We start from the raw sequence: 17,207 nt of genomic DNA, 5'->3' as shown, positions 1-17,207 counted from the left end.
AGCCACGTGCGCCCACGTATCATCATTGCCGACGACCATCCCGTGGTCCTGCACGGCATCCGCATCGTGCTGCAGACACATCTGATGGACATCGTCGGCAGCGCCCGTGACGGCGCCGAGCTGCTGCAGCTGGTCGACCATCACCCATGCGATGCCGTGCTGACCGACCTGTCGATGCCCGGCACCGGCCCGGATGGCCCGGAACTGATCGATGTGCTGCACACCCGCTTCCCCGGGCTTCCAGTGGTCGTGCTGACCGGCGCGCGCCATCCCGGGCTGCTCGATGGCCTGCTGCGCGATGGCATCAACGGTCTGGTCGACAAATGCGCCGATTTCTCCGAACTGCCGCAGGCACTGAATGCCGCGCTTGTCGGGCAGGTGTTCGTTTCCCAGCAGCTGCGCCACCACCTGCAGGCCCGCGACCTGCTGTTCCCACGCGAACCGGCGCCGTTGTCGGCACGCGAGCAGGAAGTGCTGGACCTGCTGGCGGCCGGCCTCAGCGTGAACGCCGTGGCCGCACGATGTGGACGCAGCCCGAAGACGATCAGCCGGCAGAAGGCCGAGGCCAAGCGCAAGCTGGGCCTGCAGAACAACCAGGAACTGTTCGACTACCTGCAGACCCGGCGCGACTGAGGCATTGGCCGACCCGGGCCCGCGGCTTGCCCCGATGGGAGCCGCCGCAAAGTCTGGCGATGATGGGGCCATGCCCATCCATGACTGGCCCGAACAGGAACGCCCGCGCGAGAAGTTGATCGCACGCGGGCCCACGGCACTTTCCGACGCCGAACTGCTGGCCCTGTTTCTCGGCTCCGGGTTCGGTGGCCGCGATGCCGTGCAGACCGCGCGCGACCTGCTGCAGGCGCACGGCCCGTTGCGGATACTGCTCGACCGCCCCGCAGCCGAACTGGCCCGCCTGCCCGGGCTCGGCCCGGCCCGCAGTTGCACGCTCGCTGCCGGGCTGGAGCTGGCCCATCGCCATCTGGCGGCCGAACTGGAGCACGGCGAGGCGGTAGGCAACAACCCGGCGGCGGTCGGCCGCTACCTGCAGCACCGGCTGCGTGGCCAGGCCCGCGAGGTCTTCATGGCCCTGTTCCTGGACAACCGCCACCGCCTGATCGCCTGTGAAGAGCTGTTCCACGGCACCATCAACGCCGCCCCGGTCTACCCCCGCGAAGTGGTGCGGCGCGCCCTGCTGCACAACGCGGCGGCGGTGATCCTCAGCCACAACCACCCTTCCGGCGACCCGGAGCCCTCCAGCGCCGATACCCGCATCACCGACGAACTGCAGCAGGCGCTGGCAATGGTGGACGTGCGCCTGCTGGACCACTTCGTGGTCGGCGAGGGCCGTCCCGTTTCGTTTGCTGAACGAGGCCTGCTGGCCCAGGCCCAGCCGCGCCTGTTCGGCTGAGCGCGGCCCCGCCAGGGGCCATCGGTCGCCCCCACAGGCATCTTCCGGTCAGCGTGGCTGCGGGTATCTGCGCTAAAATGGGCGATTCCGCCGCTCATTCTCACAGCAGGCCTCGTGAAAAATCTCCTCCGCGCCCTGATCAGCCAAGGCATCGAAGCCTTGCGCGCCAATGGCACCCTGCCCGCCGACTCCCTGCCGCCGGACTTCGTGGTCGAGCGCCCGAAGACCCGCGACCACGGCGACTTCGCCACCAACGCCGCGATGCTGCTGGCCAAGGCCGCGCGCAGCAATCCGCGCGCACTGGCACAGGCGCTGGTCGAGGCGCTGCCGCGCAGCGAGGACGTCAGCAAGGTCGAGATTGCCGGCCCCGGCTTCATCAACTTCCACTTGGCTCCGGCTGCGTACCAGCGTGAAGCCGCTTCGGTCATCAAGGAAGCCCACGACTACGGCCGCAACCTGTCCGGCAATGGCCGCACGGTGGGCGTGGAGTACGTGTCGGCCAACCCGACCGGTCCGCTGCATGTCGGCCATGGCCGCGCGGCGGCGATCGGCGACTGCGTGGCGCGCGTGCTCGATGCCAACGGCTGGAACGCCAAGCGCGAGTTCTACTACAACGACGCCGGCGTTCAGATCGAGAACCTGGCGCTGTCCACCCAGGCACGGATCAAGGGCATCGCGCCTGACCAGGACGGCTGGCCGGAAGGCGGCTACCGCGGTGAATACATCGCCGACGTCGCCCGCGCCTACATGGCCGGCGCCAGCGTCGACCTGGAAGGCAGCACCGTGGTTGGCGCCAAGGACCCGGACGACATGCAGGCGATCCGCCGCTTCGCCGTGGCCTACCTGCGCAACGAGCAGAACCTGGACCTGGCCGCGTTCGGCGTCGACTTCGACATCTACTTCCTGGAAAGCTCGCTGTACGCCGACGGCAAGGTTGCTGAAGCGGTCGCCAAGCTGCAGGCCTCGGGCCATACCTACGAGGAAGGTGGCGCGCTGTGGCTGCGCAGCACCGACTTCGGTGACGACAAGGACCGCGTGATGCGCAAGTCCGACGGCACCTTCACCTACTTCGTGCCGGACGTGGCCTACCACCTGTCCAAGTGGCAACGCGGCTACGAGCGCGCGATCACCGAGCTGGGCGCCGACCACCACGGCTCGCTGGCGCGCGTGCGCGCCGGCCTGCAGGCGATGGAAGTGGGCATCCCGCAGGGCTGGCCGGAATACGTGCTGCACCAGATGGTCACCGTCATGCGCGGCGGCGAGGAAGTGAAACTGTCCAAGCGTGCCGGCAGCTACTTCACCCTGCGCGACCTGATCGAGGAAGCCGGCCGCGATGCGACCCGCTGGTTCCTGATCGCGCGCAAGCCCGATTCGCAGCTGACCTTCGACATCGACCTGGCACGCCAGCAGAGCAACGACAACCCGGTGTTCTACGTGCAGTACGCGCATGCCCGCGTCTGCAGCCTGTTGCGCCAAGCTCAGGAGAAGGGCCTGGTGTACGAACAGGGCAACGGCCTGGCCAACCTCGGCCGCCTGGCCGACGACGCCTCTCTGCTGCTGATGAACGAGATCTCGCGGTATCCGGAAGTGGTGGAAGCGGCCGGCGTGGCACTGGAACCGCATCTGGTGGCGCAGTACCTGCGTGAATTGGCGCACGCGTTCCACACGTGGTATCACGGGACGCCGGTGCTGGTGGATGACGCCGCCGACCGCAACGCCAAGCTGACCTTGGCCTGTGCGGCGCGCCAGGTACTGGCCAATGGCCTCGACCTCCTGGGCGTCAGCGCCCCGGAAAAAATGTAAGCATCAGGAGACGCAGTACTCATGGCAGCACGACGCGGCAAAAGCCAGGCACGACGCAACAGCGGCAGCCAGGGCACACCCGGATGGGTGTGGCTGGTGGCCGGTGTAGCGATCGCGGCCGTGGTGTTCCTGGCGGCGCCGAACCTGTTCAAGGGCGAGGGCGATGGCTTCCTGCGCGCCGGTCCGCAACCGAACCCGAACGCGCAGCCGGCGCCGGTCGCAGATGCCGACAGCGATGTCGGCACCCAGCCGGCCGCGCAGCCGGCGACGCCGAAGCCGGCCGAACCGGAAAAGCCGGCCGCCACCCAGTACGACTTCTACACCCTGCTGCCGGGCAAGGAAGTCGAAATGTCCGACGCCGAACTGGCTGCCAGCGCACGTGCCGAAGAGCAGCGCCGGGCCAAGGCCGAAGCATCACGCGCGCAGGCTGCGCTGGAAGGCAAGCCGGTTCCGCCGGCGACCACCACCGCACCGGCACCGGCACCGGCGGCCACCGCCAGCGTGTCCAGCACCGCGCAGGTGACCGCCACCAGCCGTCCGCTGCCGGCACCGCTGAGTGAACGCCCGGCCGCGGTAACGCCACCGGCCGGCACGGCCCCGGCCTCGACCAGCACCGCCGCCGCCACGCCGGCAGCACGCGCGGAAACTGCACCGGCAACGACGGGTACCCCGGCCGCTGCCGCACCGGCGGCCGCCGACAACGCCCGCTACATCCTGCAGGCAGGCGCCTTCGGTGCCTCCGGCGATGCCGAAGCGACCAAGGCCAAGCTGGCGATGATGGGTCTTGCGGCACGCGTGGAGTCGGCACAGATCAACGGCAAGACCGTGTACCGCGTGCGCATGGGGCCGTATGGCAGCGCCGGCGAACTGTCCGAAGCCAAGCAGAAGCTGGATGGCACCGGCCTGCAGGCGATGGCGATCAAGGCGCAGTAACCTGCCGGATCCAAATGGAAAAAGCCGGGCATTGCCCGGCTTTTCTGTTTCTGTAGAGCCGAGCCGTGCTCGGCTGAATCCCGACGAAGCCGAGCATGGGCTCGGCTCTACACTTCCGCGATGGCACGAGACGTCGTACGGCGCAGGTCAGCCTTCGCGGGCCACCTGGAAGCCGGCGAACGACTGGCTGACCGGCATCAGTTCCAAGCGATTGATGTTCAGGTGCGGCGGCAGCGTGGCCACCCAGAAGATCTGCTCGGCGATGTCCTCGGCGGTCATCGGGTTGGCGCCGGTATAGAGCTTGTCCGACGCCGCCTGGTCGCCGTGGGTGCGGACCACGGTGAACTCGGTTTCGGCCATGCCCGGTTCGATCGTGGTCACGCGCACGCCGGTACCGTGCAGGTCCGAACGCAGGCCCAGCGAGAACTGGCTGACGAAGGCCTTGGTACCGCCGTAGGCGTTGCCGCCCGGGTACGGGTAGACACCCGCCACCGACGAAATGTTGATGATCGCGCCCTTGCGCTCCACCAGCTGAGGCAGCAGGCGGTGGGTCAGGGTCACCAGCGCGGTGATGTTGGTGTCGATCATCGTGGTCCAGTCCGACAGCTTCGCGCTCTGCGCCGGCGCTGTGCCCTGTGCCAGGCCCGCATTGTTGACCAGAAGGTCGATCTCACCGAACGCCGGCGGCAGCGCCAGCAGCGCCGCTTCCATCGCCACCGCATCGCGGATGTCGAAGACGGCGGCGTGCACCACGTCCTTGCCGTAGCGGTCGACCAGCGGCTGCAGGCGCTCGCCGCGGCGGCCGGTGGCGATCACCTTCCAGCCCGCCTGGGCGAAGCGGTGGACGGCGGCGGCGCCGAAGCCGGACGTGGCGCCGGTAATCAGGACAGTGCGGGTCATCAGGCAACTCCAGGGGAAACCAGACCCCCATTCTGGCATCGTCGGTTGGCCGCTGTGTTGCCGGATCGGCCAGATCCGGGGTCAGATCCCTCTGCTCCGCACAGGGATCTGACCCCAGCTGCAGGGGGGCCGGTACAATGGGCCATGATCAACAACGATGTCCTGCGCAGCGTGCGCTACTCCCTGGACCTGGGCGACCAGCACGTGGTGACCCTGTGCCAGATGGCCGACCCGGCCTTCGCCGTGGATACCGAACAGGTGAAAGCCTGGCTGCGCCGCGAGGACGAAGCCGGTTTCGAGGCGATGAACGACAGCGCGCTGGCCCACTTCCTCGACGGCCTGATCGTGCACCTGCGCGGTCGCGACGAGAGCCAGCCGCAGCGTGCGGTGGAAACCCGCATCGACAACAACCTGGTGCTGAAGAAGCTGCGCGTGGCATTCCAGTTGCGCGACGTCGATCTGATGGAGATCTTTGCCAGCGCAGGTTTCAATGTCTCCAAGTCGGAAGTGGGCGCGCTGTTCCGTCAACCCGGGCACGCCAACTACCGGCGTTGCCTGGACCAGATGCTGCGCAACTTCCTCAAGGGTCTGAGCCTGCGCCTGCGCGGCTGAGCACGGCGTCGACGAACGCCCGCGCCGCTGGTGTCGGCAGGCGCTGCCAGACCAGGTGCACGCGCCGGGTCGGGGTCGGCTGCAGCGGAATCTGCACCACACCCTGGAACCCATCGGCGATCAATGCCGGCACGATGCCGACCGCCAACCCATGGCGGACGAAGCGCTCGACCAGTTCCATCAGGTTGACCTCGAAACGGACCGTGTGCGGCAGTCCGGCTGCGGCAAAAGCATCATCGGTCTGCTGGCGTGCGCCGGTGCCGCGCGGGAAGTCGACCAGTGCTTCATCCTGCAGTGCGGCCAATGGCAGCCGCTTGCGCCCGGCCAGCCGGTGCGATGGCGCCATTACCGCTACCAGATCCTCCTCCTGCAGCACCTGGTGGCAGACACCGTCCAGCGCTGCCGAAGGCGCCAGGCCTACCAGTGCCACATCCAGCGCGCGCGACTGTACCTGCGCGATCAGGTCCTCGCTCTTGTCCACGTGCAGCTGGAACTCCACCTGCGGGTGCACGCGCTGGAAGGCCGCCAGCATCGCCACAACGTCGATGCCGGTCAGCGAGGAAATCTGCCCGATGGCCAGCAACCCACCCACTTCGCCACTGACGGCGGCCACGTCGGCGCGCAGGTGGCGCAGGCTGGCCAGCACCTGGCGTGCGTGCACCAGCAACGCCTCGCCGGCGGCGGTGGCCCGCACCTGGCGCGGCAGGCGCTCGAACAGCGTGGCACCCAGTTCCTGTTCCAGGTGGGCGATCTGGTGGCTGAGCGCGGACTGCACCACGTGGCAGCGCTCGGCGGCACGGGTGAAATTGCTCTCTTCGGCCAGCGCCACGGCGAATTCGAGCTGCTTGAGGTTCATACAACTATCTTGTTTCCAGATGGTACGGATGATGATGATTCATTTCCATCATGCTCGCAGCAGGCGGACACTGTGCCCCCCCGCTTCCTGGAACATCGCGTGAGCCCGTCCCTTCCCCCTCTGCACCGTTGGCAGGTGCTGCTGATGTCGGTCGCTACCGGCGTGGCGGTGGCCAGCAACTACTATGCGCAGCCACTGCTGCACACCATCGCCGATGCCTTCGGCGTGCCGTTCGGCCAGGTCGGCATGGTGGTGACCGCCGCGCAGCTGAGCTACGCCGCCGGGCTGATCCTGCTGGTGCCACTGGGCGACCTGTTCGAGCGCCGCCGCCTGATCGTGGTAATGAGCCTGCTGTCGGCCGGCGGCCTGGTGATCAGCGCCTGCGCGCCGTCGCTCGCCTGGCTGCTGGTGGGTACCGCGATCACCGGCCTGTTCTCGGTAGTGGCACAGGTGCTGGTGCCGTTCGCGGCCACGTTGGCTGCCCCCGAGCATCGCGGCCGCGTGGTCGGCACGCTGATGAGCGGCCTGCTGCTGGGCATCCTGCTGGCCCGCACCGTCGCTGGCCTGCTGTCCAGCCTGGGTGACTGGCGCCTGGTGTACGCGATCGCGGCCGGCACCCTGGTGGTGACCGCACTGGCGCTGCAGCGCGGCCTGCCGCGATTCCACCACAGCGCCGGCCTCGGCTACTTCGCACTGCTGCGCTCGATCGGCGTGCTGTTCGTGCAGGAACCGGTGCTGCGCCAGCGCACCCTGCTGGGCGCCTGCAGCTTCGCCATGTTCGCGATCTTCTGGACACCGCTCGCCTTCCTGCTGGCACAGCCGCCCTACGCCTACAGCGACGCCACCATCGGCCTGTTCGGCCTGGTGGGTGCGGCCGGCACGCTGGCCGCCGGCCTGGCCGGGCGCATGTCCGACCGTGGCCAGACCGGTCGCGCCACCGCCATCGCACTGCTGCTGTTGCTGCTGTCGTGGCTGCCGCTGGGGCTGTCCGCGCACTCGCTGCTGGCATTGCTGGTGGGCGTGGTGGTGCTGGACCTGGCTGCGCAGCTGCTGCACGTCAGCAACCAGAACCTGATCTATGCGCTGCAGCCTGCGGCACGCAATCGCCTCAATGCCGGTTACATGACCGGCTACTTCATCGGCGGTTCGCTGGGTTCGCTGCTGTCGGCGCAGGTCTACCAGCGCTTCGGCTGGACCGGCGTCTGCGTGGCCGGTGCTGCCGTGGCCGTGCTGGCGCTGCTGCTGTGGCTGCCCGGCGCGCTGCGTGCACGCCAGGCCTCGATGGCCGACTAGAAGCTGCCCTGCAGCGCCAGCTCCCATCGCCCACCGGCGTTGCCGGGGAACAGGCGCTTGGCTGCGTTGTCCGTGTCGTGAACGGTGGCACGCAGCTCCCACGCCGGCGTCAACGTGGCAATGGCACTGAGCTGGCCATGCAGGTAATCCGGTCCCTGTGCGGTGGCCAGCCAGTACTGGCCCACCGCCGCTTCCAGACGGACGCGCTCGTGCAGCGGCACACGCACACCGAGCTGGGCATAGGTACCACGATGGCCACCGGCCAGCGCATCGTTGGAGTGCGCGACCTGCAGCCAGGCGCGCTGCTTCCAGGTCAGCGTGGTGTTGAGTTCGGTCCAGTCCAGCGCGCGGCCGGTGCCTGGATACACGTAGCGCGTCAGGTTGGCATCCAGCATCCAGTCCGTGGCCAGCGCGCCAGACCAGCCAGCAACCAGATCGAATTCGCTGCGCGCGCCGTTGTCCGGTTTGAACGAAACATTGGAACCCCACACGCTGGCGTACCAGCCCGATCCCACCGTGACCTTGGCGCCCGCCTGTACGGCCGGCTGGCCATCGCTCTGCGAGCTGCCACGCCACACGTAATCGCTGGTCAACGCCATGTTGCCGCTCACCTGCACCTGTGCCTGCGCGCTGCCGATGCCAAGCAGCCCTGCCAGCGCGGCCACCGCCGCCGCCATTGTCCCCTTGCTGTTCACTGCACTGTTTTCCTCGTCGAAGGCGGTCTGGCCGCCGGGACGGCAGTGTCGGAGGAGAGGCCGTAACGGATCGAGGGTGCTGCCGGGTCCGCAGCGCAAATTCGGCGTAAATCCAGCAGACCGGGGCCGGGCACCACCGGCGCGGTATCATGGCGCCCTGTTCAAAGGGACCAACTGCGTGGATGCCATCCTGACTCCGGTATCGATCGGCGAGCTGATCGACAAGATCACCATTCTCGAGATCAAGGCCGAGCGCATCGATGATGCCGCCAAGCTGGCCAACGTACGCACCGAGCTGGACGGCCTGCTTCCCTTGTTGCAGCAGCAGCTGCAGGCACAGCCGGCGCTGGCCGTGCTGAAGCAGCAGCTGAAGGCGATCAACGAGCGCATGTGGGACATCCAGGACCAGCTGCGCGACAAGGAAGCGGCCCAGGTGTTCGACGATGCCTTCATCCAGCTGGCACGCGGTGTCTATGGCACCAATGGCGAGCGCGTGCAGGTGAAGAACGAGATCAACCGGGTGGCAGGTTCGGCGCTGGTGGAGGAGAAGCAGTACCAGGGCGAGTAGTTGCCCCTCAATCCGCTTCGATCAGATGGCGGAAGCGGAACAGCTCGCTATCGTTGCGGATGCCCAGCTTGCGATAGGCCGCGCGCTTCTGCGTGCTGATGGTGCTGGGCGAACGACCGCAGCGGCGTGCCATCTCGCCGGTACTGCCCCCACGCAACACCCATTGCAGGACCATTCGTTCGCGCATGCTCAATCGCAGTGGACGCATGGACTGCTGGCGCTGCCGGCGTGACTGGTTCAATTGCGCTCGCAGTTCCGGCGGCACGAAGCGTCCACCACGGCCCACCACGCTCAACGCCCGCAGCAGCATCTGTGGGGCGCAGGTCTTGGACAGGAACCCGCGCGCCCCCGCCTGCAGTGCCCTGGCCACGACACCAGCGTTACAGTGCGCCGACAGCACCAGAATCGGCATTGCCGGCCAGTGCAGCGATACGTGGCGCAGCAGTTCAAGGCCTTCTCCGCTGTCGCCGATCGGCAATGCATCAACCAGCAGCAGATCGATCGAAGCCTCCTGTTGCCTCAGGCGTTGCAGCAGGTCACCGCTGCAGCCAAAGCTTCCTTCCACGCGCAGGCCCGCCTGCTTCGCCAGAAGTTCCTGTACGCCATGCCGCAGCAGTGGGTGCGGATCCAGCAGCAACAACCGGCGGGGAGGATCGCGGGGCGACTGGAACGTGGGCATCTTTGCATTCCTGCAGAACAGGCCACCCACCCTAGGGTGGAGTTGGCGCGTGCGGAATCCAATTCGTTGCAATGCCGTGGCCCCGGCGTGACTCGGTCAGATGGCGTTTGCCCGGCCGGATACGCAACAGGCCCGGCATGAGCCGGGCCTGTCGAGGCATCTTCAGCGCGCAGGCGCGCCGAGGAAGCAATTACCAGCTGAAACGCGGGCCGACGGTGTATTCCTTGTCGCCATCGCGGTTCATCTTCAGCTCGCCGTTCAGGCCCCAGTTCTGGTTCAGCTTGACCTGACCACCCAGGCGGCCGTACCACTGGCCTTCCGGATTGATGCCGTGCTTCTTCGAGAAATCTTCGTAGCCGACCATGCCGTAGACTTCGGCGTGGGCACCGAAGGCGGTGCGGATACCAGCTTCAGCGCTGTAGCCGTTGAAGTCCAGGCCGTGCTTCTGGTCGCGCTTCTGGTAAGCAACGCGGGCAACGAAGTCGGTGGTCGGAGCGATTTCAACGTTGTAGCCGGCGCCGATCTTCCACTGGTCCAGCTTGATGTTGGTGTGGTCGATTTCCTGGCGGCTGTACTCACCGAACGCGTGGAAGTTCGGCAGGAAGCCGTACGAACCCTTCACGCCCCAGCCGTCGGCCTTGAACGCGTCGATGTCGGTCTTGGCGTAGTCGGCTTCGGCGTAGTTGTAGGACAGGTTCTCAGCAGCCGAGGCGGTGAACGGCAGGGCAGCGGCCAGGGCCAGAGCAATCAGCGAATTCTTCATGGGGGTACACCTTTACTTTCTTATGGTGTGCAGCAGCGCCAGGGCGCCATCGCATCGGGAATGTAAATTCTCCGTTATTCGCCACAACGCTCCCTGAAAGCAGCCGTCTTCGCATTGCTGAATTTTTGGGCTTGATTCAGGCTTCGTCTGGCATACGCGCGCGGCGCGCGTGCATTTGTGATTCGTCGCCGACTGCAACAGGAGGTTGCCTTGCACGTTTCCGATCCGCTGCTGATGTCTGTTCGCGCCGCCCTCCTGGCCTGCGCTTCCCTGTTTCCGATCCATGCTGCGCACGCGCTGCAGGCGGCTGACTACCAGCGCGCCGAACGCGTGCATGACAGTCATCTGCGCGGTGCGCTGCGCAATGCTTCGGTCCTGCCCCACTGGCTGGCGGATGGGCGCTTCTGGTACGAACGCGAAGACACACAGGGCCGGCGCCAGGCGATACTGGTCGATCCAATCCAGGCTACGCGCCAGATCCTGTTCGAACCCGATGCGCTGGGCGCCGCAGTTGCACCGCTGGGTGCCAGCGGGCCACGCCTGCGCTTGAACAACGTGCAGGTACTGGATGATGGCCTGCGCCTGCAGTTCAACGGCGAAGCGGAGATCAACTGCCAATGGCCACGCCTGCAGTGCACGGCCGCACAACAGGCGTTGCCGCCGGCTGATGCACTGCCGTCGCCCGGCGGTGATGCCTGGCTGCAGGTACGCGACCACAACCTGTGGCTGCAGCGCTCTGGAGCGGCGCCGCAGGTACTGACCCACGGCGGTGAAACCGGGCATGGCTATGGCGTACTGCCGGACTTCACCCTGCGCGGCATTCCACGCCGTCAGGGCCGGATGCCGGCACGACCGTTCGCGGTGAGCTGGTCACCCGATGGCCGTTACGCAGCCGGCATCCGCTACGACGAACGCGCGCTGCAGGACTATCCCTATCTGGAAAGCAGCCCGACCCACAGCGCGCGGCCGCGCGTGCATGCCGTGAAGCTGGGGGTACTGGGCGATGCACAGCAGGTCCGCGACAGCCTGTATGTGATCGATATCCTCAGCGGCAGGCAGCATGACATCGCGCTGCCCGAGGGCTGGAACACGCTCAGCGAGGCCGGCATCCTGGGTTGGGACGGTGATCGGTTGTATGCCGTGATCGCGCACTTCGGCACGCCGCGCAGGCTGCGCCTGGTGGAGATCGATGCCAACAGCGGTGCATTGCGCACGGTTCTGGAAGAAGCCAGCGACACTCGCCTGCAGCTCAACGTGTATTCCTACAACCGGCCAGCGGTGGCCATCCTGCCCGGGCAGGACACCGCCGTGTGGTTCTCGCAGCGCGATGGCTGGGGCCATCTGTACCGGGTGCGCCTGTCCGACGGCAAAGTGCTGCGCCAGCTCACCCGCGGCAAATGGGTGGTGCGTGACCTGCTGGGTGTGGACGCTGCGGGTGGCTGGGCGTACTTCAGCGCCGGTGGCGTCGACGGTGGCGACCCCTACGTGCGAGGCCTGTACCGGGTATCGCTGCAGGGCGGTCCGATCCAGCGCCTGGCCGCCGATGGCAACGACCACATGGCCGATGCCGGTACCGGCGCGCTGTTCGGGGCACGCGCGCCGCAGGCGCTGTCGCCGGGCGGCGGCTATCTGGTGGATACCGTTTCCCGTCTCGACCAGCCACCACGCACCGTGCTGCGGGCCAGCGATGACGGCCGTGAAGTGATGGTGCTGGAAACAGCCGATGACAGCGCGATCGTTGCTGCCGGTTGGCGCCCACCACGGCGCGAGCGGCTGCTGGCCGCCGATGGGCGCACGCCGATCTTCGCCACCGTCTACCTGCCCCGTGACTATCGCGATGACGGCAGCTTCCCGGTGATCGACGCGATGTACGGTGGTTCCTTCATCAGCAATGCACCGGTGACCTACGCCGAGGCGGTGTCTGCCTTGAACCCGGTGGCACGCGCCAGCCTGGCCGAACTCGGCTTCATGGTGGTCAGCATCGATGCGCGTGGCACCGGTGGCCGCGACAAGGCATTCCATGACAGCAGCTTCCTGCGCGCCGCCGATGTGCAGCTGGATGACCATGTGGCTGCGCTGCGCCAGCTGGGCGAACGCTACCCGGGCATCGACCTGCAGCGGGTCGGCATCTATGGGCATTCGTTCGGCGGCTACAGCGCAGCGCGCGCCCTGCTGCGCTATCCGGCGTTCTACAAGGTAGGCGTGGCCTCGGCCGGCAGCCACAATTTCCAGGGCATCTACGGCGGCGCCCTGCACGGCATGGACCGGCTGTTCGGTGGCGTGCTGCCAGCTACGGCCATGGCGGATGGCGTGCCGGCGCCCTTTGCCGGGCTCGACAATGCGGCACTGGCCGGCAACCTGCGCGGGCATCTGCTGCTGGTCTATGGCGAACTGGACGAGAACGCGCCACCGGCGCTGACCCTGCAGCTGGCCGCCGCCCTGAACAAGGCCCAGCGCAGCTACGACCTGCTGTACCTGGCCCGGCAGGACCACGAACTGTTCCGCAACGACGCCACCTACACGCACCGCATGTGGGACTACTTCGTGCGCCACCTGGCCGGCCAGCAGCCACCGGATACGGTGCTGGCGCCGCTGCCCGGCGGTCCGGGCTGAACAGGCGCACACAGGATGTCGATCCACGACGCCCTGGTTCGTCGGGTACTTGAAGGCCGTGCATGCGGCACGGTCCATCCGGAGGCAGGCAATGAGCTACATCGATGGTTTCGTCCTGGCGGTGCCCACCGCCAACAAGGAGAAGTTCCTCGCCCACGCACGCACAGGGGATCCCGTCTTCATCGAATACGGCGCGCTGCGCGTGGTCGAGTGCTGGGGAGACGACGTGCCGCACGGCAAGACCACCGACTTCTTCGGCGCAGTGAAAGCCACGCCAGACGAGACGGTGGTGTTTTCGTGGATCGAATGGCCGGACAAGCCGACCCGCGACGCCGGCATGAAGAAGATGATGGAAGACCCGCGGTTTGATCCTGCGAGGAATCCGATGCCGTTCGACGGCGCGCGGATGATCTACGGCGGCTTCGTGCCGATCTACGAACTGACCCGCTGAACCGGGCGGACGTGCTCAGCGCGCGTCCGTTTCTTCGCTGGCGGAGGCATGGCCGGCGCCCAGGGCGGCGCCGGCGCCGAGGCCCACGCCGCCCATGCCGGCTCCCACTCCGCCACCGCCACTTCCACCACCACCCGCACGACCGCCCTTGGCATCGCCGTCGTTGCGGCCCTTGCCGCCACCACTGGCACCGGGCCGGGTCGGCCCCTGCGGTGGAATCTGCAGGTCGGCCGGAATCGGCGCCAGATCCAGCGCCTCGCGCACGAAGTCGCGCAGCGAGACCACCAGTTCGTGGGTGTGCACCGGCCGCCCCTGTGCCAGTTCGTTGGCAGCGCGCGCGGCCAACCGCACCTGTTCGTCGGTGCCCAGCAACAGGATGTCCGACAACGCGGCCTCGACGGCATCACGGATGCGGCGCGCGCGATCCGAGCGGGGCTCGGCGATGCCCTCGGCATCTTCGCGCTGGCGCAGGTCACGGCGATGGCTGGGATCCACACCCAGTTCGCCGGTGAACGAACCGCCCAGGGTCTTGTAGGCCGCCATCAGCGTGCGCAGCCGTTCGTTGATCTGCCGGTTCTCGCGCTCGCGGCGCTGCTGCAGGGTCTGCATCACCAGCAGGCGGATGCCCACGCCCAGCAGGGTGATCAGGACCAGGCCGGCCAACGTGGACAGCACGCCCTGCCAGGAACTGAAGTCGATACCACGCATGCCCGGGGCTCCGGCGGAAGAACCTGCATCTTGCCCCAGACCGCGTCCCAGAAACGCGAAAGGCCCCACCACCCGGGGGGTGGCAGGGCCTTCGGTCACGGCGCGATTACTTGCGCTTGGCGACCTTGCGCACGGCCTTCTTGGCCGGAGCCTTCTTGGCGGCGACCTTCTTCAGCGGCGCAGCCTTCTTGGCGACAGTCTTGCGGGTGGCGGCAACCTTCTTGCCAACTGCCTTCTTGGCAACGGCGGCCTTCTTGCCGACAACCTTCTTGGCAGCAGCGGTCTTCCTGGTGGCAACCTTCTTGGTGGCAGCAACCTTCTTGCCAACAACCTTCTTGGCAGCGGCGGTCTTCTTGGTGGCGACCTTCTTGGTGGCGGCAACCTTCTTGCCGACAACCTTCTTCGCAGCCACGGCCTTCTTGCCGGCGACCTTCTTGGCGGCGACGGTCTTCTTGGCCACAGCCTTCTTGGCGGTGGCGACCTTCTTGCCGACCACCTTCTTGGCGGCCGCGGTCTTCTTGGCAACGGTCTTCTTGGCGACGGCAGCCTTCTTGGTGGCGGCCTTCTTCACGGTGGCGACCTTCTTGCCGGCAGCCTTGGTGGTCTTCTTGGCAGCAGCAGCCTTCTTGGTCACGGTCTTGCCGGCAGCCGCCTTCTTCTTGGCCACTTCCTTCTTCAGGGCAGCGGCTTCGGCCTTGGCGTTCTTCTTGGCCGCTTCCAGCTTCTGCTTGGCCTTGGCAACGGTCTTGCCGACCGACTTGGCAGCCTTCTCGGCCTTCTTGGCAACGGTCTTCTCGACCTTGGCCACGGCCTTCTTGGCCTTGGCAACGCGGGTACCGGCAGCCTTGGTGGCGCGCTTGACGGTCTTCTTGACCGACTTCACTGCGTCTTCGGCAGCGTGGGCGATGGTCTCGCCAACGTTGGTGGCGGTTTCTTTGACGTTCTCGACGGCGTCGGTCACGACCGACACACCATTACCGTTGCTCATGTTGCCCTCCTGGGGGCCTTAAGTATCAAAACGGGGCGATGCTATACCGACATTGACGATCGTGGAACGGGTCATGCGCCAGCAATCGCATCTGCTGCGACGACAATGGTGTAGTCGACCACCCCTCGCGTTGCGGCAGGTTTTCAGGAAACCCCTTTTTTTAAGGACTGTGCGCCGCCGCCCACCGGGTTGATCGTCGCCGCTGCGCGCACCTGCGCACGTGCAACGGCAGGCATGCGTTGTGGCGCAGTGCGGCACCTCCCTGCGCGGAACTGCGCAAGTATCCGACTGCGTCCGCGCGGCGAAGGGTGGCTCTCGGAGGTGTCCTGATCATCTCGATGGGTGTCGCCGCGGGTCAGGTGCCCGGCTCTCGACGCACCGTTCGCATACCTGTTTTTCATGGCGCATTTATCCAGATCGCGACACACTCATTCAGCTTGTTTTACCGTAGAGACGAACCGCCCCCCCTTCCCGCCAGCGAACCGACTCCCATGCGACCGCTACCTACCCTGCTCACGCTCGCAATCGCCGCCGCCTTCGGTGGCTTCGTTGCCACCGGCATCAACGCCCACCTGGACAACCGTGCCGATGCCGCACCGCTTCCGGCGGTGGTACCGACCATGGCGGCTCTGCCGGCTGCAGTGGCCGGGCAGCAGGTGCCGTCACTGGCACCCATGCTGGAGAAGGCGATGCCGGCGGTGGTCAGCGTCAACACCAAGCAGGTGGTTCGCGTGCGCAACCCCTTCTTCAACGACCCGTTCTTCCGGCGCCTGTTCCCGGACATCCCGCAGGAACGCATCAACGAATCGCTGGGCTCGGGCGTCATCATCGACGCCAAGGAGGGCCTGGTGCTGACCAACCACCATGTCATCGACAACGCCGATGACGTTCAGGTGACGTTGGCCGATGGGCGTACGGTCAAGGCGGAGTTCCTCGGCTCCGACCGCGACACCGACATCGCGCTGATCCGCATCCCGGCGCAGAACCTGACCGACATCAAGCTCGGCAACAGCGACCAGCTGCGGGTGGGCGACTTCGTGGTGGCCATCGGCAATCCGTTCGGCTTCAGCCAGACGGTCACCTCCGGCATCGTCTCGGCGGTGGGCCGCAGCGGCATCCGCGGGCTGGGCTACCAGAACTTCATCCAGACCGACGCGTCGATCAACCCGGGCAACTCGGGTGGCGCGCTGGTCGACCTGCAGGGCCAGCTGGTCGGCATCAACACGGCCAGCTTCAACCCGCAGGGCAGCATGGCCGGCAACATCGGCCTGGGCCTGGCGATTCCCTCGAACCTGGCGCGCAGCGTGGTCGACCAGCTGGTCAAGCACGGCGTGGTGGTACGCGGCACGCTGGGCGTGGAAAGCCAGAACCTGACCGCACAGATCGCGCAGGGCCTGGGCCTGGGCGAAACCCGCGGTGCGCTGATCACCCGCGTGCTGGCCGGTTCGGCCGCCGCCGCGGCCGGCCTGAAGCCGGGCGACGTGGTGGTGTCGGCCAATGGCCAGCGCGTGGACAGCGCCGAAGCCCTGCACAATGTGGAAGGCCTGGCGGCGGTCGGCAGCCCGTTGACGCTGGACGTACGCCGCGAAGGCAAGCCGCTGCAGATCAAGGCGACACTGAAGGAACAGGCACGCGCGGTCACCGGCGACAGCCTGGACCCGCGCCTGGGTGGGGCCACCTTTGTCGACCTGCCCGAGTCGCTGCGCCAGTCAGGCGCCAGCGGCGTGCTGGTCAGCGAGGTCAAGCGGGGCAGCCGCGCCGCCAGCAACGGCCTGCAGCAGGGCGACATCATCACCGATGCCACCGTGGGTGAATTCGCCGACCTGGCCAGCTGGCGTGCCAACTTCCAGCAGCGCCCGCCGACGCTGGTGCTGCGCGTGCTGCGCAACAATGGCCAGCAGCAGGGCCAGCTCGTGATGCGCTGATCGCCCTGCCGT

General features: G+C 67.1%; 17 protein-coding genes. 10 read left to right on the top strand and 7 right to left on the bottom strand.

The features are described from left to right. Positions 1-6: 6 nt before the first annotated feature. The 4 genes from V3B41_RS10425 to V3B41_RS10410 all read left to right on the top strand — a co-directional run bounded on the left by V3B41_RS10425 (position 7) and on the right by V3B41_RS10410 (position 4,144). Positions 7-633: a response regulator transcription factor gene (locus V3B41_RS10425; protein ID WP_329860975.1), complete on the top strand. Its 627-nt coding sequence runs from the start codon at positions 7-9 to the stop codon at positions 631-633. A 34-nt stretch (positions 634-667) separates the two neighbouring features. After that, complete coding sequence (gene radC / locus V3B41_RS10420) at positions 668-1,408, top strand: DNA repair protein RadC (protein WP_329860973.1); 741 nt, start codon at positions 668-670, stop codon at positions 1,406-1,408. A 114-nt stretch (positions 1,409-1,522) separates the two neighbouring features. Then, a complete protein-coding gene (gene argS / locus V3B41_RS10415) occupies positions 1,523-3,211 on the top strand; it encodes an arginine--tRNA ligase (RefSeq protein WP_049429654.1) in 1,689 nt (562 codons plus the stop codon). A 21-nt stretch (positions 3,212-3,232) separates the two neighbouring features. After that, a complete protein-coding gene (locus V3B41_RS10410; protein ID WP_329860970.1) occupies positions 3,233-4,144 on the top strand; it encodes an SPOR domain-containing protein in 912 nt (303 codons plus the stop codon). A gap of 147 nt (positions 4,145-4,291) precedes the next feature. Here V3B41_RS10410 and V3B41_RS10405 read toward each other — a convergent pair whose 3' ends face one another. Next, positions 4,292-5,044: an SDR family NAD(P)-dependent oxidoreductase gene (locus V3B41_RS10405; protein ID WP_049429652.1), complete on the bottom strand. Its 753-nt coding sequence runs from the start codon at positions 5,042-5,044 to the stop codon at positions 4,292-4,294. A 144-nt stretch (positions 5,045-5,188) separates the two neighbouring features. On the opposite strand from V3B41_RS10405, the gene V3B41_RS10400 reads away from it, so the two are divergent. Next, on the top strand, positions 5,189-5,656 hold the full coding sequence (locus tag V3B41_RS10400; RefSeq protein ID WP_014035693.1) for a DUF1456 family protein: 468 nt from the start codon (positions 5,189-5,191) through the stop codon (positions 5,654-5,656). Here the strand turns inward: V3B41_RS10400 and V3B41_RS10395 are convergent. Continuing rightward, entirely contained in the window at positions 5,625-6,512 is an 888-nt protein-coding gene (locus V3B41_RS10395; protein ID WP_049429651.1) for a LysR family transcriptional regulator, read from the bottom strand. The two genes, V3B41_RS10400 and V3B41_RS10395, sit on opposite strands and share 32 nt — an antisense overlap. A 144-nt stretch (positions 6,513-6,656) precedes the next feature. Here V3B41_RS10395 and V3B41_RS10390 point away from each other — a divergent pair, with 144 nt between their 5' ends. Further along, on the top strand, positions 6,657-7,805 hold the full coding sequence (locus V3B41_RS10390) for an MFS transporter (RefSeq protein WP_329861007.1): 1,149 nt from the start codon (positions 6,657-6,659) through the stop codon (positions 7,803-7,805). Here the strand turns inward: V3B41_RS10390 and V3B41_RS10385 are convergent. After that, the gene (locus V3B41_RS10385; RefSeq protein WP_329860966.1) at positions 7,802-8,500 is read right to left on the bottom strand and encodes a TorF family putative porin; all 699 of its coding nucleotides are present in this window, start codon (positions 8,498-8,500) and stop codon (positions 7,802-7,804) included. The genes V3B41_RS10390 and V3B41_RS10385 overlap by 4 nt on opposite strands. Before the next feature lie 178 nt (positions 8,501-8,678). On the opposite strand from V3B41_RS10385, the gene V3B41_RS10380 reads away from it, so the two are divergent. Then, on the top strand, positions 8,679-9,068 hold the full coding sequence (locus V3B41_RS10380; RefSeq protein ID WP_049429648.1) for a DUF6165 family protein: 390 nt from the start codon (positions 8,679-8,681) through the stop codon (positions 9,066-9,068). 7 nt (positions 9,069-9,075) lie between these two features. Here the strand turns inward: V3B41_RS10380 and V3B41_RS10375 are convergent, their stop codons facing one another. Both V3B41_RS10375 and V3B41_RS10370 read right to left on the bottom strand, forming a co-directional pair. After that, positions 9,076-9,747, bottom strand: a complete 672-nt coding sequence (locus tag V3B41_RS10375; protein WP_049429647.1) for a response regulator transcription factor — start codon at positions 9,745-9,747, stop codon at positions 9,076-9,078. Between the two features lie 190 nt (positions 9,748-9,937). Further along, positions 9,938-10,510, bottom strand: a complete 573-nt coding sequence (locus V3B41_RS10370; protein WP_032130335.1) for an Ax21 family protein — start codon at positions 10,508-10,510, stop codon at positions 9,938-9,940. A gap of 210 nt (positions 10,511-10,720) precedes the next feature. Between V3B41_RS10370 and V3B41_RS10365 the strand changes: the two genes are divergently transcribed. Then, on the top strand, positions 10,721-13,123 hold the full coding sequence (locus V3B41_RS10365) for a DPP IV N-terminal domain-containing protein (RefSeq protein ID WP_049429646.1): 2,403 nt from the start codon (positions 10,721-10,723) through the stop codon (positions 13,121-13,123). Between the two features lie 91 nt (positions 13,124-13,214). Continuing rightward, positions 13,215-13,574, top strand: a complete 360-nt coding sequence (locus V3B41_RS10360) for a DUF1428 domain-containing protein (protein WP_049429645.1) — start codon at positions 13,215-13,217, stop codon at positions 13,572-13,574. 15 nt (positions 13,575-13,589) lie between these two features. Here the strand turns inward: V3B41_RS10360 and V3B41_RS10355 are convergent, their stop codons facing one another. After that, entirely contained in the window at positions 13,590-14,282 is a 693-nt protein-coding gene (locus V3B41_RS10355; RefSeq protein ID WP_049429644.1) for a hypothetical protein, read from the bottom strand. A 106-nt stretch (positions 14,283-14,388) separates the two neighbouring features. Continuing rightward, complete coding sequence (locus tag V3B41_RS10350; protein WP_049429643.1) at positions 14,389-15,270, bottom strand: hypothetical protein; 882 nt, start codon at positions 15,268-15,270, stop codon at positions 14,389-14,391. A gap of 491 nt (positions 15,271-15,761) precedes the next feature. On the opposite strand from V3B41_RS10350, the gene V3B41_RS10345 reads away from it, so the two are divergent. Further along, entirely contained in the window at positions 15,762-17,195 is a 1,434-nt protein-coding gene (locus V3B41_RS10345; RefSeq protein WP_049429642.1) for a Do family serine endopeptidase, read from the top strand. The last annotated feature ends 12 nt before the right edge of the window (positions 17,196-17,207 follow it).

The sequence above is a fragment of the Stenotrophomonas sp. SMYL89 genome, from assembly GCF_036319985.1.
Classification (GTDB): domain Bacteria; phylum Pseudomonadota; class Gammaproteobacteria; order Xanthomonadales; family Xanthomonadaceae; genus Stenotrophomonas; species Stenotrophomonas maltophilia_Q.
Note: the sequence above shows the minus strand (reverse complement) of the source record. Positions and strands in the feature narration are given on the sequence as shown.